Annotated in this window: 20 protein-coding genes; 8 read left to right on the top strand and 12 right to left on the bottom strand. The window is 71.3% G+C overall.

Annotated elements, in window-relative coordinates; translation table 11 throughout:
- Window positions 1-7: 7 nt before the first annotated feature.
- The 4 genes from ABFJ78_RS08725 to ABFJ78_RS08710 form a co-directional block, all read right to left on the bottom strand.
- Window positions 8-790 carry a zf-HC2 domain-containing protein gene (locus ABFJ78_RS08725; protein WP_436385284.1) on the bottom strand — a complete coding sequence of 261 codons (783 nt, stop codon included), beginning with the start codon at window positions 788-790 and terminating at the stop codon, window positions 8-10.
- Window positions 787-1,344 carry an RNA polymerase sigma factor gene (locus ABFJ78_RS08720; RefSeq protein WP_436385283.1) on the bottom strand — a complete coding sequence of 186 codons (558 nt, stop codon included), beginning with the start codon at window positions 1,342-1,344 and terminating at the stop codon, window positions 787-789. Before ABFJ78_RS08720 ends, ABFJ78_RS08725 begins: the two co-directional genes overlap by 4 nt.
- A 122-nt stretch (window positions 1,345-1,466) precedes the next feature.
- Window positions 1,467-2,396 carry a MazG family protein gene (locus ABFJ78_RS08715; RefSeq protein WP_436385282.1) on the bottom strand — a complete coding sequence of 310 codons (930 nt, stop codon included), beginning with the start codon at window positions 2,394-2,396 and terminating at the stop codon, window positions 1,467-1,469.
- Entirely contained in the window at window positions 2,393-3,418 is a 1,026-nt protein-coding gene (locus ABFJ78_RS08710; RefSeq protein WP_436385281.1) for a hypothetical protein, read from the bottom strand. The genes ABFJ78_RS08715 and ABFJ78_RS08710 overlap by 4 nt, the downstream gene beginning before the upstream one ends.
- 85 nt (window positions 3,419-3,503) lie before the next feature.
- Here ABFJ78_RS08710 and ABFJ78_RS08705 point away from each other — a divergent pair, with 85 nt between their 5' ends.
- Window positions 3,504-3,911, top strand: coding sequence for a hypothetical protein (locus ABFJ78_RS08705; protein WP_436385280.1), 408 nt, complete (start codon window positions 3,504-3,506; stop codon window positions 3,909-3,911).
- On the opposite strand, the gene ABFJ78_RS08700 is transcribed toward ABFJ78_RS08705, so the two are convergent.
- The 4 genes from ABFJ78_RS08700 to ABFJ78_RS08685 all read right to left on the bottom strand — a co-directional run bounded on the left by ABFJ78_RS08700 (window position 3,895) and on the right by ABFJ78_RS08685 (window position 9,607).
- Window positions 3,895-4,056, bottom strand: a complete 162-nt coding sequence (locus tag ABFJ78_RS08700; protein ID WP_436385279.1) for a DUF397 domain-containing protein — start codon at window positions 4,054-4,056, stop codon at window positions 3,895-3,897. The genes ABFJ78_RS08705 and ABFJ78_RS08700 overlap by 17 nt on opposite strands.
- A gap of 14 nt (window positions 4,057-4,070) precedes the next feature.
- Window positions 4,071-4,880, bottom strand: coding sequence for a helix-turn-helix domain-containing protein (locus ABFJ78_RS08695; RefSeq protein ID WP_436385278.1), 810 nt, complete (start codon window positions 4,878-4,880; stop codon window positions 4,071-4,073).
- 85 nt (window positions 4,881-4,965) lie between these two features.
- A complete protein-coding gene (gene mfd, locus ABFJ78_RS08690; RefSeq protein ID WP_436385425.1) occupies window positions 4,966-8,520 on the bottom strand; it encodes a transcription-repair coupling factor in 3,555 nt (1,184 codons plus the stop codon).
- Window positions 8,521-8,689: 169 nt separating this feature from the next.
- On the bottom strand, window positions 8,690-9,607 hold the full coding sequence (locus tag ABFJ78_RS08685) for an LLM class flavin-dependent oxidoreductase (protein WP_436385277.1): 918 nt from the start codon (window positions 9,605-9,607) through the stop codon (window positions 8,690-8,692).
- A 74-nt stretch (window positions 9,608-9,681) separates the two neighbouring features.
- Here ABFJ78_RS08685 and ABFJ78_RS08680 point away from each other — a divergent pair, with 74 nt between their 5' ends.
- Window positions 9,682-10,455, top strand: coding sequence for an MmyB family transcriptional regulator (locus ABFJ78_RS08680; protein WP_436385276.1), 774 nt, complete (start codon window positions 9,682-9,684; stop codon window positions 10,453-10,455).
- On the opposite strand, the gene ABFJ78_RS08675 is transcribed toward ABFJ78_RS08680, so the two are convergent.
- Both ABFJ78_RS08675 and ABFJ78_RS08670 read right to left on the bottom strand, forming a co-directional pair.
- Complete coding sequence (locus ABFJ78_RS08675; RefSeq protein ID WP_436385275.1) at window positions 10,431-10,922, bottom strand: DedA family protein; 492 nt, start codon at window positions 10,920-10,922, stop codon at window positions 10,431-10,433. The two genes, ABFJ78_RS08680 and ABFJ78_RS08675, sit on opposite strands and share 25 nt — an antisense overlap.
- Window positions 10,894-11,490: a class I SAM-dependent methyltransferase gene (locus tag ABFJ78_RS08670; RefSeq protein ID WP_436385274.1), complete on the bottom strand. Its 597-nt coding sequence runs from the start codon at window positions 11,488-11,490 to the stop codon at window positions 10,894-10,896. Before ABFJ78_RS08670 ends, ABFJ78_RS08675 begins: the two co-directional genes overlap by 29 nt.
- Window positions 11,491-11,637: 147 nt before the next feature.
- On the opposite strand from ABFJ78_RS08670, the gene ABFJ78_RS08665 reads away from it, so the two are divergent.
- The 4 genes from ABFJ78_RS08665 to ABFJ78_RS08650 all read left to right on the top strand — a co-directional run bounded on the left by ABFJ78_RS08665 (window position 11,638) and on the right by ABFJ78_RS08650 (window position 15,966).
- Window positions 11,638-12,741 (top strand): sensor histidine kinase, encoded by a 1,104-nt coding sequence (locus ABFJ78_RS08665; protein ID WP_436385424.1) that lies wholly within the window; start codon window positions 11,638-11,640, stop codon window positions 12,739-12,741.
- 478 nt (window positions 12,742-13,219) lie between these two features.
- Window positions 13,220-13,876, top strand: a complete 657-nt coding sequence (locus tag ABFJ78_RS08660; RefSeq protein ID WP_372663300.1) for a response regulator — start codon at window positions 13,220-13,222, stop codon at window positions 13,874-13,876.
- 46 nt (window positions 13,877-13,922) lie between these two features.
- Window positions 13,923-14,768: an alpha/beta fold hydrolase gene (locus ABFJ78_RS08655; RefSeq protein WP_436385273.1), complete on the top strand. Its 846-nt coding sequence runs from the start codon at window positions 13,923-13,925 to the stop codon at window positions 14,766-14,768.
- 16 nt (window positions 14,769-14,784) lie between these two features.
- On the top strand, window positions 14,785-15,966 hold the full coding sequence (locus ABFJ78_RS08650) for a PQQ-dependent sugar dehydrogenase (protein ID WP_436385272.1): 1,182 nt from the start codon (window positions 14,785-14,787) through the stop codon (window positions 15,964-15,966).
- Window positions 15,967-16,167: 201 nt separating this feature from the next.
- On the opposite strand, the gene ABFJ78_RS08645 is transcribed toward ABFJ78_RS08650, so the two are convergent.
- On the bottom strand, window positions 16,168-16,893 hold the full coding sequence (locus ABFJ78_RS08645) for an SDR family NAD(P)-dependent oxidoreductase (protein ID WP_436385271.1): 726 nt from the start codon (window positions 16,891-16,893) through the stop codon (window positions 16,168-16,170).
- A gap of 30 nt (window positions 16,894-16,923) precedes the next feature.
- Here ABFJ78_RS08645 and ABFJ78_RS08640 point away from each other — a divergent pair, with 30 nt between their 5' ends.
- Together ABFJ78_RS08640 and ABFJ78_RS08635 are read left to right on the top strand one after the other, a co-directional pair.
- On the top strand, window positions 16,924-17,322 hold the full coding sequence (locus tag ABFJ78_RS08640) for an NUDIX hydrolase (protein WP_436385270.1): 399 nt from the start codon (window positions 16,924-16,926) through the stop codon (window positions 17,320-17,322).
- Window positions 17,319-17,708, top strand: a complete 390-nt coding sequence (locus ABFJ78_RS08635; protein WP_436385269.1) for an NUDIX hydrolase — start codon at window positions 17,319-17,321, stop codon at window positions 17,706-17,708. The genes ABFJ78_RS08640 and ABFJ78_RS08635 overlap by 4 nt, the downstream gene beginning before the upstream one ends.
- Here ABFJ78_RS08635 and ABFJ78_RS08630 read toward each other — a convergent pair.
- Window positions 17,705-18,298, bottom strand: coding sequence for a TetR/AcrR family transcriptional regulator (locus ABFJ78_RS08630; protein ID WP_286003625.1), 594 nt, complete (start codon window positions 18,296-18,298; stop codon window positions 17,705-17,707). The genes ABFJ78_RS08635 and ABFJ78_RS08630 overlap by 4 nt on opposite strands.
- Window positions 18,299-18,377 lie beyond the last annotated feature (79 nt).

The following is an 18,377-nucleotide window of genomic DNA, read 5'->3' as shown; positions in this document are numbered from 1 at the left end:
TTCCTCCCTAGTGTCGCGCGCCGAGCCGGGTGAACGCGCCCTTGCGCAGGGCGACGACCACCGACGTCAGCGCGAAGATCCCCGCCCACACCGGCACCGCGCCGGTGCTGAGCGCAAACGTTTGCTCATGGGCCGCCACGGTGGGCAGCACCAGTACGGCGACCCACACCGCGATCAGCGCGTACGCCGCCCGCGTGACGCCGATCAGCCCGCCCAGCGCGAGCGTCCCCGTGGTGAAGGCCAGGCTCGGCAGCAGCCAGAGCGCCAGTGCCGTGCCGGTCAGCCAGCCCGCGACCCCGAGCACCGGCAGGACGACGACGAGCACGGCCAGCGTCCGCCGCGCGATCAGGTAGAGGCCGGCCCGCGGCGTCGCCACGACGACTTCGTACGCCGGATCCAGCCCCCGCGCCCACGACGCGGCGACGCCGAGCACCGGCAGCACCGGCGCGAAGAGCTGCACCGCCGTCACGTCCAGCACCGAGTGCGCGACGTGGTCGAACACCACCGCGAGCAGCGTGACCAGCACGATCATCCCCAGCCACGGCAGCATCGCCGGCGTGACCCACGTATCGAGCCACCGCCGCCGGGACTGCCGCGGCCGCGGCAGCAGTTCGACGGCGATCCGGTCCCAGACGGCGTCGACCACCGGCCGCACCGGCGCCACCGCCGCGAGCCGCGCCCGGCACGGCGCGCACGTCTCGAGGTGGGCTTCGAGGCCCCACAGCCGGTCGCCCGGGAGGTCGTCGCCCGCCGCGTACCCGGCGATGAGCTCGTCCGACGCATGGGTCATGACAGTGCCTCCCGCATCGCGATCCGCGCCCGGCGGGCACGGGTCTTGACGGTCCCTTCCGGCAGCCCGAGCAGCACGGCGGTCTCGCGGACGGTCAGCCCGTCGAGCACCATCGCCTGCAGGACCTGCCGCAGTTCGGGCGCGAGGTCGCGCAGCGCGTCGCCGACCTCGTCACCGATCGCCGCCGCCAGCGCGACGTCTTCCGCCGCCGGCACGGGCGCGACGTCGAGGAGCACCTCCGCCGGCACTTCGGCGTGGTGCGCCCGGCGCCGGAACGCGTCGACGAGCCGGCGCGCGGCGATCGTCCACATCCAGCCGACCGCGGTGCCCCCGGTCGCGGCGCCCGCGAACGAGCCCGCCGCGCGCCAGACGGCCAGGAACGTCTCCTGCATGACTTCGGCGACGACCTGCTCGTCCGCGCACCGGCGGCGCAGGCGCACGGCGAGCCAGGGCGACGTGCGGCGGTAGAGCTCTTCGAAGGCCGCGCGGTCGCCCTTGGCCGTGCGCCGGACGAGGTGCTCCTCGTCGGCGTCCTGCAGTGGCGGATTCCTCACACCAGGCAAGACGCCGGATGCTCGCGATCGGTTCTCACCCAATTGTGTGCTGCGTCACAGCGCACTTTCACGTGAAAGTGCGCCCCCCAGGTGGGCACTTTCACGTGAAAGTGCCGCTTCCCTCAGTCCCGGGAAGGCCAGAACTTGCGCCAGCCGTCGGCTTCCAGGGTCGTCGGTTCCAGGCCGGCGTCGCGCGCGGCCCGCTCGGCGGCGCGGATGTCGGCGGCGAACTGCTTCGCCACCGCGCGCAGCTCGCCCTCGGGGTCGACGCCCGCGCGCCGCGCCGTCGCCGCGATGCGGAACAGCTGGGCGGCGGCGCCGGTGCCGGCCGGGAAGAGGTCGAGCGGGATGCCCGCGCGCCCGGAGCGCTGCCCGAGCTTGCCGGCCAGCGCCACCGCGGGCTGGCCGAGCGCGACGCCGTCCACAATGGACAGGCGCTGCTTCTCCTGCTGCTTCAGCTCTTCCCACTTGACGTTCTGGTGCTCGACGGTGTGCACCCCGTCGGCGTCGGCGAACACGTGCGGGTGCCGGCCGACCAGCTTCGCGACGAGCTCGGCGGCGACGTCGTCGATGCCGAACGGGTCAGCGGGGTCCTCGGCCGCGACGCGCGCGTGGAAGAGCACCTGGAGCAGGACGTCGCCGAGCTCCTCGCGCAGGGCCTCGCGGTCGCCCGACTCGATGGCGTCGAGCAGCTCGTAGGTCTCCTCGACGAGGTACTGCCGGAGCGATTCGTGCGTCTGGGCGGCGTCCCACGGGCAGCCGCCGGGCGAGCGGAGCCGGTCCATCACCTCGGCGGCCTCGACGAGCGGCGGCGCCGGCGTCTCGATGACTTCGGCGCCGGTCGCGATGAGCAGCGACGCCGCGGGCTCGTCCCGGGACCCGGCGAGCAGCACGACGTCCTTCAGCGAAGGCGCCTCGGTGACGGCCGGGATGCCGAACGCGCTCGCGTCGATGTCCGTCGCCGCGTACACGGCGGTGGAGTCACGCAGGATCTTCAGGGCCGCGGCGGGCAGCGTCGCCCCGCGGACGACTACGACGACACCCGTGCTCACTGCTGGGCTGGTGCGGCACCGCGCAAGGGCACGACGGTGCCCTTCGTGGCGTCCTGGTTTGGCGCGAGGTTCATGCCGACAACATCCCACACGCCGTACCGGGGGTTGACGCGCAGCCCGGCGTCGGCCAGGTAGGGCTGCAGGAGCCGGGTGCCGATCGAGGTCAGCTGCTGGTCGGTCGGCTTCTGCGCTTCCTGGTCGGCCGGGACGGCCTTGTCGGTGCCGCGGCTGCGGACGACGAAGACGTACCAGTCGGGCTTGGCGGGCATCCGCGCCTGGAACGCGACGACGCTGTTCGCCGGCGAGCCGAAAAGCGGCGTCTGCGCGAGCGAGAGGTACTGCGCGGCGCCGAAGAGCTCGGTCATGCCCGCGTCGGAGAAGCCGCCCGCCCCGGGCATGCCGGTCTGCTGCGCCTGCTGGGCTTCCTGGCCGGCCTGCTGGATGGTGGCCTGGATCTTGGCGGGGTCGGCCGCGAACTGCTGCGCGAGGTCGAACGCGCGCGTGCGGGCCGCGGGGTCGGTCTCGCTGGTGGCGGCGATGCCGACGTAGTCCGCGCTGACGGACAGCTTCGGCAGGTACTTCTGCGCGAGCTGCATTTCGAGGACGACGTCGTTCGCGACCTCGTTCGGGTCACGCAGCTTCGAGACGATCTGCGTGACGGCGACCGAGTCGCCCTGCCCGGTGTCGGTGACCGGAGAGGACTTCTCTTGAGCGGTCAGGGCGGCGACCTTGGCCTGGTCGGCGACGAGGCCTTCCTTGCGGGCGGCGATCTCGGTGAGCTCGTGCAGGACGGTCTGCCGGACGATCTCGCGGCCCAGCTGGTCGAGCTTGTGCTCACGCGCGAGCTTCTGGCCGTAGGGCTGTTCGCGGACGGCCTGGTCGATCATCGACTGGACGCGGTCGAGCGAGACGGAGCTGTCCCCGACGATGACGGCGCTGCCGACCTGGCTGGGGCTCGACCCGCACCCGGCAAGCAGAAGAGCACCGGCAACGACCGCGACCAGCGCGCGAGGGCGCCCCATGATCCGCATCACAGGCCATACCCTCTCACACCATCGCACCCGAAACGCAACACCCATGGGCTACGCGCGGCGGTAATGTCGATTTATGGACCAGTGGCTGACGATCGAGGTGTTCGACGGCGAGTCCACGGCAACGTTGTGGCGCCTGGCGCATGGCGACGCGCTCACGGAGGCAGCGCTGACGAACGGCGCTGAGCAGTGGGTTTGGCACGAACACCGCTGGGGTGTGGTGCTGGAGATCGAGTTCGCGTCGGAGGAGCGCAGGGACGCGTTCCGGGGGTTGCCGGTGGTGACGGCGGCGCTGGACGCGGTGCCGGATCCGACTCGGGGGTTGCTGGTTTACCCCGGACGGGGTGGAGGCGCGGGGTCTCGGATGCCGCGTCGGCCCCGGCCGTTGCCGATGGCTGGTGCCGGGGCGGTTCCGGTGCCCGTGGAGTCGGTGCGGATGGGGTTGGCGGAGAGTATGCCGCCGATGTTCAGCGAAGTCGGCTGAGCAGTTCCCGCCAGCCGGGGGTGGGGATCGTGAGGATGCCCCCGGCCCGGTCTTTGGTGTCCCGAACCAGCACGGTTCGGTCGAGAGCCACCTCGACACACTCGCCGCCATTGGTGCTGTAGCTGCTCTTACGCCAAGTCGGCATCTTCGCGCTCCCGTCTAGAGGTCGGCGATGAATCTCCTCGATTCTGCCCGATCGAGCGCGATCTGATCCAGCCCGCCGAGCACTCGCCGGTAGGCCACCACATCGGGGGTTTCCTCCAGGAACAGCGAAGAAATCTCGCTGTCGATGTGGATCACCGGCGTGAAGTCCTTCGACTCGATCAGCTGGAAATGCCCGGCCATCGCCGGGTGCCCCCCGCGATTCGCTGGCACGACTCGGATCGAAACGTGGCTGCGGTCGGACAGCCGCACCAAATGGCCCAACTGGCCGCGCATGACCTCGGGCGCTCCACGCCCGATCGGCAGCCGGAGCACGAACTCGTGCAGGTAGAACTCGAACGCGACTCGAGGCTGCTTGTCGAGGATCACCTGGCGGGACATCCGGGCGAAGACCAGCTCATCGATGTGGTCCGGCTCGGTAGCGTTGCCGATCTCGGAAATCAAGTTGCGGGCGTAGTCGGCGGTTTGCAGCAGTCCCGGAACCAGGCAGCCGTGGAACTGGGAGATGGCAGTGGCCCGCTCCTCGTGCCAGATCAATGTCCGAAGCTGCAGAGGTTTCTCAAGTAGGCCGGGCTTGCGCATTTCGTCGCCCAGGGCCATCAGCTCGCGGAATTCCGCTCCCCGAACCCCCAGTTCCGTCAGGAATCTCGCCAACCGCACCGGGTCGGGCCGCACCTGGCCTCGCGTCACCGAGGAAACCCACTGCGCACTGACCTCGAGCCTCCGGGACATCTCCCGGACTCCCCACCGCTTCTCCGCCATGCGCTGGAGCAGCCGTTCACCAAGCTGCCTGCTACGGATGTTCATGCGGCGAACGTAAAACCACCGAAAGCAAGAACCCCGGCGCCACAACGAGAAGTCCCCCGAAGTGGCGCCAGGTGTCCGCTGCCCCTTACACCGGCGCAGGCTTCTTCGTCAGCTGCGTCAGCAACTTCGTGCACCAGTCCAGCAGCTCTTCGTCCCGCAAGGTCGGCGCGCCGATCCGGCCACCCGCCGGGCCCTCGGTCGGCTTCGGCACCGACACCGTGTTCGTCACGGCCTTGAACATCGCCTTCGGGTACAGCCGCTTCAACCGGACCAGCTGCGAATCGGCCAGCGGCAACGGCGCGAACCGGATCGTGTTGCCCTGGACCGCCACCTCCGTCACGCCCGCCTCGCGGCACGTGTGCCGGAACCGCGCCACCGCCAGCAGCCGGTTCACCGGCGCCGGCGGCTGCCCGTACCGGTCGATCAGCTCTTCGCGGACCGCGTCCAAGCCCTCGGTGTCCGGCGCCGCCGCGATCTTGCGGTACGCCTCCAGCCGCAGCCTCTCCCCTGGCACGTAGTCGTGCGGGAGGTGGGCGTCGATCGGGAGGTCGACGCGGACGTCGGCCATCTCCTCGTCCTCCGCCGGCTCGGCGCCCGCGTGCCGGCGGAACGCGTCGACCGCTTCGCCGACCAACCGCACATAGAGATCGAACCCGACGCCCGCGATGTGCCCCGACTGCTCCGCCCCGAGGATGTTCCCGGCGCCGCGGATCTCCAGGTCCTTCATCGCGACCGCCATGCCCGCGCCCAGCTCGGTGTTCTGGGCGATCGTCGCCAGGCGGTCGTGCGCGGTCTCCGTCAGCGGGGCCTCCGGCGGGTACAGGAAGTACGCGTACCCGCGGTCACGGCCACGTCCGACCCGGCCGCGCAGCTGGTGCAGCTGGGCCAGCCCGAGCAGGTCGCCGCGCTCGACCAGCAGCGTGTTCGCGTTCGAGATGTCCAGGCCGGTCTCGACGATCGTCGTGCAGACCAGGACGTCGTACTCGTTCTCCCAGAAGCCCTGGATGATCTTCTCGAGCTTGTCCTCGTTCATCTGGCCGTGCGCGGTGACGACCCGCGCCTCCGGGACCAGCTCCCGGATGTGCCGCGCGGCCTTCTCGATCGAGGAGACGCGGTTGTGGACGTAGAAGACCTGGCCGTCGCGCAGCAGCTCACGCCGGATGGCCGCGCCGACCTGCTTGTCGTCGTACGCGCCCACGTAGGTCAGGATCGGGTGCCGGTCTTCCGGCGGGGTCAGGATCGTCGACATCTCGCGGATGCCCGCCAGCGACATCTCCAGCGTGCGCGGGATCGGCGTCGCGGACATGGTGAGCACGTCGACGTGCGTGCGCAGCGCCTTGATGTGCTCCTTGTGCTCGACGCCGAAGCGCTGCTCCTCGTCGACGATCACGAGCCCGAGGTCCTTGTAGCGGATCCCGGTCTGCAGCAACCGGTGCGTGCCGATCACGATGTCGACCTCGCCGCCGGCGAGCTGCTCCAGGATGATGTCCGACTCGGTCTTGTTCGTGAACCGGGACAGGCCCTTGATCGTCACCGGGAACGAGCGCATCCGCTCCTGGAAGGTGTTGAGGTGCTGCTGGGCGAGCAGCGTCGTCGGCACCAGCACGGCGACCTGCTTGCCGTCCTGCACCGCCTTGAACGCGGCCCGCACGGCGATCTCCGTCTTGCCGTAACCGACGTCGCCGCAGATCACGCGGTCCATCGGGACGCCGCGCTCCATGTCCGCCTTGACCTCGTCGATGGCGGCGAGCTGGTCGTTCGTCTCGGTGAACGGGAAGGCGTCCTCCAGCTCCCCCTGCCACGGCGTGTCCGGGCCGAACGCGTGCCCGGGCGCGGCCTGGCGCGCGGCGTAGAGCTGCACCAGCTCGGCCGCGATCTCCTTGACCGCCTTCTTGGCCCTGGCCTTGGTGTTCTTCCAGTCGGACCCGCCGAGCTTGTTCAGCGTGGGCAGCTCGCCGCCGACGTACTTGGACACCTCGTCGAGCTGGTCGGTCGGCACGAACAGCCGGTCGCCCGGGTGCCCGCGCTTGGACGAGCCGTACTCCAGCAGCAGGTACTCGCGAGTGGCGCCGGCGACCGTCCGCTGGACCATCTCGACGAACCGGCCGATGCCGTGCTGCTCGTGCACGACGTAGTCGCCGGCCTTCAGCGCCAGCGGGTCGACGGCGTTGCGCCGCCGGGACGGCATCTTGGTGGTGAGGTCCTTTGTGGACGTTCCGGCGCCGGAGCCGCGGCCGGTCAGGTCCGCCTCGGTGAGCACGACCAGCGCGCGCTCCGGCGAGATGAAGCCGTCGGTCAGGCCGCCGCAGGTGACCGTGACGACGCCCGGCGCCGGCGCGCTCTTCAGGCCGTCGCCGGCCAGCGCGGCCGGGACGTCGGCGGCCGAGAACTGCTCGACCGCGCGAGCCGCCGTGCCGTGGCCGGCGACGACGAGCACCGCCGTGCCGCCCGACGCGATGTGCGCGCGCAGGTCCGTCGTCGCGCGCTCCAGCTCGCCGCGGTAGGCGGGAGCGGCCTCGACCGAGACGCGGTAGACGTCCGGGTCTTCGCTGGTCAGCTGGGTGAGCGTCCACCAGGCGCGCTTGGTGTCCTGCGCGTGGGACGCGATCTCGTCGAGCCCGCGGTAGGCGGACGCGCCGAGGTCGATCGGGGCCTGGCCGCCCGCCGCGGCCGTCGTCCAGGAGGCTTCGAGGAACTCCTGGCCGGTGCGGACGAGGTCGGCGGCGCGGGCGCGGATCTTCTCCGGGTCGGTGAGCAGGACGTGGGTGCCGACCGGCATCGCGTCGGTGAGCAGCTCCAGCTCGCCTTCGCAGAGCACCGGGATGAGCGCCTCCATGCCCTCGACGGGGATGCCGTCGGCGAGCTTGGTGAGCATCTCGGCCAGGTGGGCGTCGGCTTCGTACGTCTTCGCCAGCTCCGCGGCCTTCTCCTTGACCGGCGGCGTGAGCAGCAGCTCCCGGCACGGCGGCGCGGTGACGCGCGGGATCTCGCCGGGCAGCGACCGCTGGTCGGAGACGGCGAACGCGCGGATCTCGCTGACCTCGTCGCCCCAGAACTCCACCCGGACGGGGTGCTGCGCGGTCGGGCCGAACAGGTCGAGGATGCCGCCGCGGACGGCGAACTCGCCGCGCTTCTCGACCATGTCGACGCGGGTGTAGGCCAGCTCGACGAGCCGTTCGAGGAGGCCCTCGAAGCTCTGTTCTTCACCCACGACGAGGTCGACGGGGGCGAGCGAGCCGAGGCCGGGCGCCATGGGCTGGATGAGGCTGCGGACGGTGGCGACGACGACGCGCAGGGTGTCGTCTTCGGTCTTGAGCCGGTGCAGCACTTCCAGCCGGCGCCCGACGGTGTCGGCGCGCGGGGAGAGCCGCTCGTGCGGAAGGGTCTCCCAGCTGGGGAAGTCGGCGACTCTGCCCTCGCCGAGGAGTGCGCTGAGGGACGCGGTCAGCTCGTCGGCCTCGCGGCCGGTGGCGGTGACGGCGAGGACGGGCTTGGCCGCACCCTCGTCGGCGGCGAGCGCGGCGGCGACGAGCTGCCGGGCGGCGATCGGGCCTTGCAGCTCGAGCAGCGGCGCACCGGCGCGCTCGACCACGCCGCGCAGGGCCGGGTCGGGAAGGATGGCGGTGAGGAGTCCGGACAGTGGAGCGTCGGTCACGGTCCCAGCCTACGTGCCACCCCCGACAAGTTTCCGATCACGGCTGGTCGCGGCCCGGAACGCCCCAATGTGGCCTTCGGTGCGTCTGACGCACCCAAGGCGGCCTTCGGTGCGTCTGACGCAACCAAGGCCGCCTTGGGGCGCTGGCAGGCCGTCAAGAGCGCAGCAGGTTCGCCACCTCCGCCAGCCTCGGCAGCTGCTCGTCGAACACCTTCGGGTCCGTGCTCGCGATCCGCAGCAGCACGTGCTCCGCCCCTTCGTAACGCCGCAGCTGAGCCGCCACCTCCGCGGCCGACCCCGTCACCTGCATCTGGATCCCCTGGACGAAGTCCGCGGGCATCCCGTAGTTGCGCTGGCAGTACTCCTCCAGCAACTCACGCCCCCGAACGGGATCGTCCTCCACCAGGACCGTCGCGAACAAAGCGGGCGTAATCGGGCGCGTCGCCGACGAGCGGATCTGAGCCAGCCCGGACACGTAGTCCGCGGGGTCCGGCGGGTACGGCAGCCACCCGTCGTACAGCCGGCCGACGCGTTCCAGCGCCCCCGGCGTGTACGCCGCCAGCCACACCGGCGGACCACCGACACGCGCGGGCGAAGGAAAGACCGGCAGTGACTCGTAGTGCAGCACCGTCCCGTGGAAGGAACCTGCACCGCTCCACGCCGCCCGCCACAACCCCACGATGTCGTCCAGCCGAGCCCGGCGACGGGCCCACGGCACCCCCACGAACGCGAACTCCGGCTCACTCCGCCCGGCGAACCCCGCGCCGACGGCCACCGTCAACCGGCCGCCGCTGAGCAAGTCCAGGGACAGCAGCTGGTTCGCCGAGAGAACCGGGTCCCGCAACGCCGGGAGCAGCGCGGATGTCCCCAACGTCACCCGTGAGGTCCGTGCGGCGAAAGCACCCAAAATCGTGAAGGCGTCGAGAGGCGCGCGCGCCAGGGTGTCGCCCACCCACACCGAGTCGAGGCCGAGCTCCTCGGCGGAGACGGCGACGTCGACCAGCTCGGGCGCGGTCCGCCCGGCGTCGAGGATGGGCTGGTAGGTCGGTACGACCAGGCCGTAGTTCGTCATACCGGAAGCGTCGGGCAACGCGGGTATGCCCTCAATTCCCCGCGGGGAATGGCGCGCCCGAGCAAGATGAACCCGTGGACTTCGGAACGGCGCTCAAGGACTGGCGCACCCGGCGCCGCCTCAGCCAGCTCGACCTGGCCCTGCGCGCGGGCACGACGCAGCGGCACGTCAGCTTCATGGAAAGCGGCCGGTCGCTGCCCGGCCGCGGCATGGTGCTGCGCGTCGCCGAGTCGCTCGAACTGCCGCTGCGCGAACGCAACGGCCTGCTCCACGCGGCCGGCTACGCGCCGACGTACCCCGAGACGCGGCTCGACGACCCGGCGATCCGGCCGGTGCTCGACGGGCTGCGGCGGCTGCTCGACGGCCACCGCCCGTACCCGGCGATCGTCGTCGACCGCTACGGCCTGCTCGTCGCGAAGAACGACGCGTTTTCCCTGCTCACCGAGGGTGTCTCGGCGGAGTTGCTGAAGGAACCGGTCGACACGCTGCGGCTCGCGCTGCACCCGGACGGCATGGCGCCGCGCGTGCGGAACCTCGACGACTGGGCCCGGCACATCCTCGAGCGCCTCCGCAACGACCTGGCCCGCACCCCGGACGACCGGCTGGCCGCGCAGCTCGCCGAACTGGAGTCCTACCTGCCGCCGCAACGGCCGCCGACGGACGGCCACCTCGGCTTCGCCGTCCCGGTGCGACTGTCCACTTCGGTCGGTGAGCTGCGGTTGATCACGGCCATCACGACGTTCGCGACCGCCGCCGACGTCACGGTCTCGGAGCTGAAGCTGGAGACGTTCCTGCCCGCGGACGCCGAGACCGCCGAACGCCTTCAGACGACCAGCGCCGTGACGTGACCCGCCAGCAGCTCCGCGCTCGCCCACAGCACCGCCGCGCACACGCTGCCCGCCGCGAACCGGCGGTACGGCATCGCCGCCGAGCCCGCGACGCGCGGCACCAGCGTCCGCAGGCCGGCCAGGCAGCGACCGGCGATCACCGCCGGGACGCCGTAGCGCGCGACGGCCGCTTCCGCGCGGTCCCACCGGTCTTGGCCGACGCGGCGCGCGAACCGGGACCGGCGGAGGCGCCGTCCTTCCAGGTACGCGAGCTGGTCCCCGAGGACGGCCGCGAGCACCGCCACCGGCAAAGCGAGTCCGAAGTGGAGCGTGCCACGCTCGGCGAGGAAACCCATCAGCAGCAACGTCGACAACGTCGGCAGCACGATCCCGGGCAGCAACGCCGTCTCGGCCGCGATGATCACGAAGCAGACGAGGTAGACGACCGGCGGGGGCGCGTCAAGCAGTGGCCGCAGCAGGCTGTCCATCCCGAGTCCTCCCCACCGCCACCGGGAGCGCCGCGCGGTAGACGAACGCGGGCGGCAGGTTGCCCCAGACGACCGAAGTGCGCTCCACGACGGCGAAACGGCTTCGCAGCGAAGCGGCGAAGCGACGCGCGGGTGGCGTCCAGGCCGCGTGGGCATATGCGAAGGTCGTGAAGCGGCCGTTGGGGGCCAGCGCCGCCGTGACCGCGTTGAGGATGCGGCGCTGGCGGTCGGCGGTCATGGCCGTCCACGGCAGACCCGAGACGACGACGTCGACGCCGTCCAGCGTCAGGTGCTCGGCCGAGTCCGTGACGACGTCCACCTCCGGAAACCGCTCGTGAAGTGCGGTCGCGAAACGCGGGTTGATCTCGTAGGCGGTCAAGCGCGCTTCGGGGCGAAGCAGCGCGAGGACCGCTTCGGTGAACACGCCCGTGCCCGGCCCCAGTTCGGCGACGCAGGCCGCGCGTTCCAGGCCGAGGCCCGCCGTAATCGTCTCGGCCAGCCGCGGCGAGCTGGGCGCGATCGCGCCCGTCAGCATCGGGTGGCGGAGGAATTCCCTGGTGATCGACATGCCTCCGACGCTAGGAACGACCGGGGTGGCCGCGAATCCGTCGGATCGACCGGTCGAGTCCTCCCAAGGGAGGACACGGTCGGACCGAAGGGATGACGCCCCGGAGCCGCTCCCGGCGCTACGTTCGGTGGCGTGGAACGACTCGTGATGTGGGTGCGGAGACACCGGTGGACGGTGGACCTGCCGCTGTACGCCGTCTTCGTCTTCCTCGCGCCGAACTGGGCGGGCGAGGAGCCGTGGACCACACGCGCGATCCCGATGCTGTTCCTGCTGCCGCTGCTCGTGCGGCGCCGGTACCCGCGGACGGTCGCCGTGCTGATCATCGCCGGCGCGGTGGTGGTGTACGTCAACGAGATCTGGGCCTACGACCGCGGCCGCACCGAGCTGGCGATGGCGGTCGTGCTGTTCAACCTGGTCAAGCTCGGGCAGCGGCGGTTCGCCGCGGTGATCGCCGTGGCGATCTTCGCGCTCGGCTGGGAATGGGGGTTCGCGTGGGGGAGCTACACCGACAACCCCACCGCCACGATCGTCGGCATCTGGCCCCTGCACATCGCCGCCTGGGCACTCGGGGAGTTCTTCCGCAGCAAGGAAAAGCTCACCGCGGAGGAGGAGAAACGCGCCGACGCCCAAGCGCGGGCGGCGGTCGCGGAGGAGCGCACGCGGATCGCGCGCGAACTCCACGACGTCCTCGCGCACAGCATCAGCGTGATCGTGCTGAACGCCGAGGGCGCGAAGCTCGCCCGGCACCGCGACCCCGAAGCCGTCGACCGCACGCTCGACACGATCGGCCGCACGGGCCGCAACGCCCTCGCCGAGCTGCGCCGCCTGCTCGAAGTCCTGCACGCCGGCCAGGAGGCGCGCAGTCCCCAGCCGACCGCCGACGAGCTGCGCCGGCTCGTCGAGCACGCCGGGCGGGACGTCACGCTCGACGTCACCGGCGACGCGGCCGGCCTGCCCGCGAGCGCCGCGCTGCAGACCTACCGGATCGTCCAGGAGGCACTGACCAACATGATCAAGCACGCCCCGGCCGACGCGACCGGCCGCGTCGAAGTCGCGTTCGCCCCGGAGGCGATCCGGATCGAGGTGACGAACACCGGCGGCAAGTCCCCGCCGGCACCCGCGTTGCCGTCGTCCGGGCGCGGGCTGGCGGGGATGCGCCAGCGTGTCGAGATGTACCACGGCGAGCTGGCGACGGGCCTGCTACCGGACGGCGGCTACCGGGTGCGCGCGAGCCTGGTGGTCGGGTCGTGAGGGCCCGGACGCGAGCCCGCCCCCGGCCCCGGACGGACAGCGGCCGCCGGTCGGCCGGCCACGTCCGCGCCGCTGCCCGGCCGCCAGGCGAGCTCGGCGGCCGGCTCCCGACCGAGTGCGGGCTCCCCGGCGACAGCGACAACCCGCCCCCTGCCGAGCCGAGGCCGGGGCCCGGACTCGGCGCTGGCCCGCCATCCCCCTGGGTGCGGCGCGCTGCCCGGCCGCCAGGCGAGCTCGGCGGCCGGCTCCCGACCGACTTCAGGCTCCCCGGCGGGCTCGGACTCGTGCCTGCCCCGCGTTCCCACGGGGTGCGGCCCGCGGAACACCGCGGGGCCCACGCGAACCCGGAGGTACGGGCGAGTCCGGTGGTCGGGTCGCCGGTCCGCGTCGGAGCGCGGGCGGCCGGACCCGCGCGGGCACGCTCGTCCCCAGGACGGCGGCGGGCCGAGTTCGCCGACGACACCCCGGAGGTGCGGTCGTGACCACGCGGGTGCTGCTCTGCGACGACCAGGAGCTGGTGCGCGTCGGGCTGCGGATGATCGTCGAGAGCCAGGACGACCTCGTCGTCGCGGCCGAGGCGGCGAACGGCGAGGAGGCCGTCGCGAAGGCGCGCGAACTGCGGCCGGACCTCGTGCTGATGGACGTCCGGATGCCGGTGCTCGACGGCGTCGCGGCGACCGGGCGGATCTGCGCCGAGCTGCCGGACGTGCGTGTCCTCATCATCACGACCTTCGACCTTGACGAATACGCCTACGCGGCCTTGCGCGCCGGGGCCAGCGGGTTCCTGGTGAAGGACGCGCCGTCGGAGGAGATGCTCGTGGCGATCCGCGGCGTGCTGCGCGGTGACGCGATGGTCTCGCCCTCGGTCACGCGGCGGCTGCTCGACCGCTACCTCGCCGACGACCGAGACCCGGTCGACGTCGCGAAGCTCGACGTCCTGACCGAGCGTGAGAAGGACGTGCTGGGGCTCATCGCGCGCGGGCTGTCCAACGGCGAGATCGCGGCGAAGCTGTACATCGGTGAGACGACCGTGAAGACGCACGTCGGGCGGATCCTCGGCAAGCTGCGGCTGCGCGACCGGGTGCACGCGGTCGTCTTCGCCTACGAGTCCGGGCTGGTGCGACCTGGTTCCTGATCGTTCCGTATTTATCCTCTTGATAGGGAACGATAGAGTATGTTGCATGACGATTTACAAGTCCGAAGCCGGGGCTCGCCTGCTGCGTGAGCGCTACCTCGAGGCGCTGAAGGCGTGGCCCGGCGCCCGCGAGGAGGTGCGCGTCCTGACGCCCGAAGGCGAGACGTTCGTCGTGGTCTCGGGCCCGGCCGACGCCCCGCCGCTGGTGCTGCTGCACGGCTCCGGCAGCAACGCTGCGGAGTGGGCGCCGCGGATCCCGTCGCTGACCGAGCGGTTCCGCGTGTACGCGGTCGACATCATCGGCGAGCCGGGGCTGAGCGCCGAGACGCGGCCGCCGCTGGTAAGCGACCGGTACGCGCGCTGGCTGGACGCCGTGCTCGACCACTTCGGCGTCTCGCGGGCGGCGTTCCTGACCTCGTCGTTCGGCGGCTGGCTCGCGCTCGACCACGCGATCCGGCGCCCGGAGCGCGTCGCCGCATTGGCGCTGCGGTGCCCGATCGGGCTCGGCCCGATGAAGAAGAGGTTCGTCGTCAAGGCGGTCCTGCTGTCGCTGCTCGGCGAGAAGGGACGGCGGAAGTCCGTGGCGGGCACGATCGGCGCGCCGGAGACGTCGCCGATCGTCGAGCACCAGCTGCTGGTGTCGGCGCACTACCGGTACCGCACCGGCCCGTTCCCGGTCTTCGGCGACGCCGCACTGGGCCGGCTGACCATGCCGGTGTACGCCGTCGCGGGCGCGGACGACGCCATGGTCGACTCCGCGACGACCGCACGGCGCCTCGAAGCGGCCGGCGCCGTCGTCGACCTCGTACCGGGCACCGGCCACTTCATCCCCGGCTCACGTGACCTGGAGTTCCTGACGGAGGCGGGCGCGAACGGCGATTTCACCGCTTGATGGCAGGATGAGCCGTATGCGACGTGTGCTGGGTCTCATCGGTGCGGTGTCCCTGCTGGCCGCGGCCTGTTCGGGGGCCGCGAGCGCGCCGGTCCAGAACGTCCCGCCGGCGTCCACACCCCCGGCGTCGACCGGGAAGTTCAAGGTCGAGACGGTGACCGCCGGGCTCCAACACGGCTGGGACGTCGGCTTCCTGCCGGACGGCGGCATCCTCGTGCCGCAGCGCCCCGGCAAGCTCGCGCTGGTCCGCGGCGGGACGGCGACCGACGTCAAGGCCGACTTCTCCGACGTCCTCGTGCAGGGCGAAGGCGGGCTGCTCGGCATGGTGATCAGCCCCGACTTCGCGACCAGCCGCGAGTTCATCACCTGCCAGGACCACAAGGAGGGCGGCAAGGCCGTCGACATCCGGCTGGTCACCTGGAAGCTCGCGGAGGACGGCACGAGCGCGTCCCGCGTCAAGAACCTCCTGACCGGGCTGCCGGTGAACCCGAGCGGACGCCACTCCGGCTGCCGCCCGACGTTCGCCCCGGACGGCGCCCTGCTCGTCGGCACCGGCGACACGGCCCGCGCGTCGATCGCCCAGGACCGGCACTCCCTCGGCGGCAAGGTGCTGCGGCTCGACGCGAAGACCGGGGAACCGTTGCCGGACAACCCGTTCATCACCTCGTCCGACCCGCGCGAACGGCTGATCTACACCTACGGGCACCGCAACGTCCAAGGCGTCGCGATCCGGCCGGGCAGCGGCCAGGTCATCACGGCCGAGCACGGGCCGACCTTCGACGACGAGGTCAACCTGCTCAAGCCGGGCGCGAACTACGGCTGGGACCCGTCGAAGGGCGGCACGGACTCGAGCTACGACGAGAGCGTGCCGATGACGGACCTCAAGCGCTTCCCGGACGCGGTGAGTCCACTGTGGACGTCCGGCAAGATCACCGAGGCGATCAGCGGCGACGCGTTCCTGACCGGCGCGCAGTGGGGCCCGAACGACGGCGCGCTGGTCGTGGTGGCACTGAAGGGCCAGAAGCTGCTGCTGTACCACTTGGACGAGGCGGGCAAGGTCCTGGACGTCTCGCTCCCGCCGGAGTTCGACGACAAGTTCGGCCGCCTGCGCGCGGTCCGCAGCGGCCCGGACGGTGCCCTGTACGTGACGACTTCGGACGGTTCGGACGACAAGCTGCTGAAGGTCACGCCCGCCTGATCATGAGAAACCCACGGCCGCCGGATGCCGTGGACACTTCCGCCAGGGCGGCGGATCGCGGAACATGGTGTGCACCAAGAGTTTTCGCCCGCCCCCGACGAGTGTTGGACGCGGTCCGAAGATAGCGTTCCCGCGGCAGCACCGCGCCGGTCCTCGATCGTCATCGCCGACCTGACGATCGGGGACCGGCATCCAAATGCCCTATTTACCCAGGTGAGCCCCGCCGTTGACGTGCACCACCTGTCCGGTGACGTGCCCGGCGGCGGGGCTCGCCAGAAACGTCACGACAGCAGCGACATCTTCCACCGTGCCCGGTCGCTTGTTCATCGTGTTCCCGATCAGCCACTCGCGACGGCGCTCCGACAGCTTGCCGTGGAAGAACTCCGTCTCGCCGATCAGTCCGGGCGCGACGACGTTCGCGGTGATCCCGCGCGGGCCGAACTCCTGGGCCACGCTGACGTTCCACCCTTCGACGGCGGCTTTGGCCGCCCCGTACGAGCCGGCGCCGGTGCGGGCGGCGATGGACCCGATCGTCACGATGCGCGCGTTGTCGGCGAGCCGCTCGCGCAGCGCGTGCGTCACCAGCGCGGCACTGACCACATTGGACCGCAGGTTGCGTTCGAACGCGGCCGCGAAGCCGGCGAGCCCTTCGCCGCCGGCGTCGAGGAAGTCGGTGTTGCCGCCGGCGTTGTTGACGAGGACGTCGACGCGCTCGGGCAACTCCCCGAGTGCGGACTCGACGGCCGCGGGATCGGCGGCGTCGAAGACGACGGGCCGCGCCCCCAGGAGCGTCGCGGCTTCGGAGAGAACCTGCTCGCGGCGCCCGGTGATGGTGACCCGCTCGCCGGCCTCGGCGAACGCCGCCGCGACGGCGTACCCGATGCCGGTGCCGCCGCCCGTGACCACTACTTCCCTGCTGTTCCCCATGACTTCGACCCTAGTGCCTAGGATCGGGGCATGTCCGGGATCGACAAGGTGGCGTGGATCGAGGTGGCGGACGGCCGCGTCCTCGCGGCGCGCTCGCGAGGCAAGGACAAGTTCTACCTGCCGGGCGGCAAGCGCGAGCCGGGAGAGACGGACGCCGAGACGCTGGTCCGTGAGATCCGCGAAGAGCTGGACGTGGAGATCTCGCCGTCGACGATCGCCCCGGCGGGCACGTTCGAGGGCCAAGCACACGGGAAGGCCGAGGGAACGCTGGTCCGCACGAAGGCGTACACGGCGGAGTACACGGGAACCCCGCGGGCGAGCAGCGAGATCGAGGAGATCGCGTGGCTCGGCTACGACGACCGGCCGCGGGTGTCGCTGGTGGCACAGCTGGTCTTCGACCACCTGCACGAGACCGGCGCGCTGCGGTGATCGACAAGATCGCCTGGCTGCACCTGGTGGACGGCCGGATCCTGAGCACGCGATCGCGCGGCAAGGAGGTGTACTACCTCCCGGGCGGCAAACGCGAGCCGGGCGAATCGGACGTCGAGACGCTGACGCGGGAAATCCGTGAGGAACTCGACGTGGCGATCACACCGGAGTCGATCGCCCCGGCGGGCGTGTTCGAAGCGGAGGCGCACGGCCACCCGGGCACGCTCGTCCGGATGACCTGCTACACGGCGGAGTACGCCGGAACGTTGGCTGCCAGCAGCGAAATCGAAGAGATCGCTTGGCTGGCGTACGCCGACCGGGGCGGGGTATCGGCGGTGGACAAGATCATTTTCGACCACCTGCACGAGACCGGGAAGCTGACCTAACCCAGCCGGAGCTTCGGCTTGTGCTCCAAGTGCGACAACCCGTTCCAGGCCAGATTCACAAGATGCGCCGCAACCTCGTCCCGCTTCGGCTTCCGAGCGTCCAGCCACCACTGCCCGGTCAACGCGACCATCCCCACCAAAGCCTGCGCGTACAAAGCAGCCAGCTTCTCGTCATACCCCCGAGCCGCGAACTGCTGAGCCAGGATGTGCTCCACCTGGCTGGCAATGTCGTTCAGCACGGTCGAGAACGTCCCGGTGGAACTCGCCACCGGCGAATCCCGCACCAGGATCCGGAACCCGTCGTGGGAATCCTCGACGTACGACAGCAACGCCGTCGCCGCCTGTTCGAGCATCACGCGGGGGTGGCCGCCGTGCAGCGTGGACACCATGCGGTCCAGCAGCAGCTGCGTTTCGCGGTCCACCACCACCGCGTAGATGCCCTCTTTGCCGCCGAAGTGTTCGTACACCACGGGTTTCGACACGTTGGCGCGGTGCGCGATCTCCTCGATCGACGTTCCGTCGAAGCCCTTCTCGGCGAACAACGCCCGCGCCACGTTCAACAACTGCTGGCGCCGCTCGCTGCCGGTCATCCGGACGCGCGTCACCGGGGCGACCGGACGCGCCCCGGTGACCTGCTGTTCCCGCTTCGAACGTCGTCTCCCCGCCATC

Source organism: Amycolatopsis sp. MEPSY49 (assembly GCF_051337345.1).
Taxonomy (GTDB): Bacteria; Actinomycetota; Actinomycetes; order Mycobacteriales; family Pseudonocardiaceae; genus Amycolatopsis.
This window is presented reverse-complemented; position numbering and strand designations above follow the sequence as displayed.

Coding starts and splice junctions, on each gene's coding strand:
- ABFJ78_RS08710 (WP_436385281.1), bottom strand. CDS start 3,418: ATGGGGCGCCCTCGCGCGCTGGTCGCGGTCGTTGCCGGTGCTCTTCTG.
- ABFJ78_RS08645 (WP_436385271.1), bottom strand. CDS start 16,893: ATGGGGAACAGCAGGGAAGTAGTGGTCACGGGCGGCGGCACCGGCATC.
- ABFJ78_RS08705 (WP_436385280.1), top strand. CDS start 3,504: ATGGACCAGTGGCTGACGATCGAGGTGTTCGACGGCGAGTCCACGGCA.
- ABFJ78_RS08640 (WP_436385270.1), top strand. CDS start 16,924: ATGTCCGGGATCGACAAGGTGGCGTGGATCGAGGTGGCGGACGGCCGC.
- ABFJ78_RS08685 (WP_436385277.1), bottom strand. CDS start 9,607: ATGACGAACTACGGCCTGGTCGTACCGACCTACCAGCCCATCCTCGAC.
- ABFJ78_RS08695 (WP_436385278.1), bottom strand. CDS start 4,880: ATGAACATCCGTAGCAGGCAGCTTGGTGAACGGCTGCTCCAGCGCATG.
- ABFJ78_RS08630 (WP_286003625.1), bottom strand. CDS start 18,298: ATGACCGGCAGCGAGCGGCGCCAGCAGTTGTTGAACGTGGCGCGGGCG.
- ABFJ78_RS08675 (WP_436385275.1), bottom strand. CDS start 10,922: ATGGACAGCCTGCTGCGGCCACTGCTTGACGCGCCCCCGCCGGTCGTC.
- ABFJ78_RS08665 (WP_436385424.1), top strand. CDS start 11,638: ATGTGGGTGCGGAGACACCGGTGGACGGTGGACCTGCCGCTGTACGCC.
- ABFJ78_RS08700 (WP_436385279.1), bottom strand. CDS start 4,056: ATGCCGACTTGGCGTAAGAGCAGCTACAGCACCAATGGCGGCGAGTGT.
- ABFJ78_RS08650 (WP_436385272.1), top strand. CDS start 14,785: ATGCGACGTGTGCTGGGTCTCATCGGTGCGGTGTCCCTGCTGGCCGCG.
- ABFJ78_RS08725 (WP_436385284.1), bottom strand. CDS start 790: ATGACCCATGCGTCGGACGAGCTCATCGCCGGGTACGCGGCGGGCGAC.
- ABFJ78_RS08655 (WP_436385273.1), top strand. CDS start 13,923: ATGACGATTTACAAGTCCGAAGCCGGGGCTCGCCTGCTGCGTGAGCGC.
- ABFJ78_RS08670 (WP_436385274.1), bottom strand. CDS start 11,490: ATGTCGATCACCAGGGAATTCCTCCGCCACCCGATGCTGACGGGCGCG.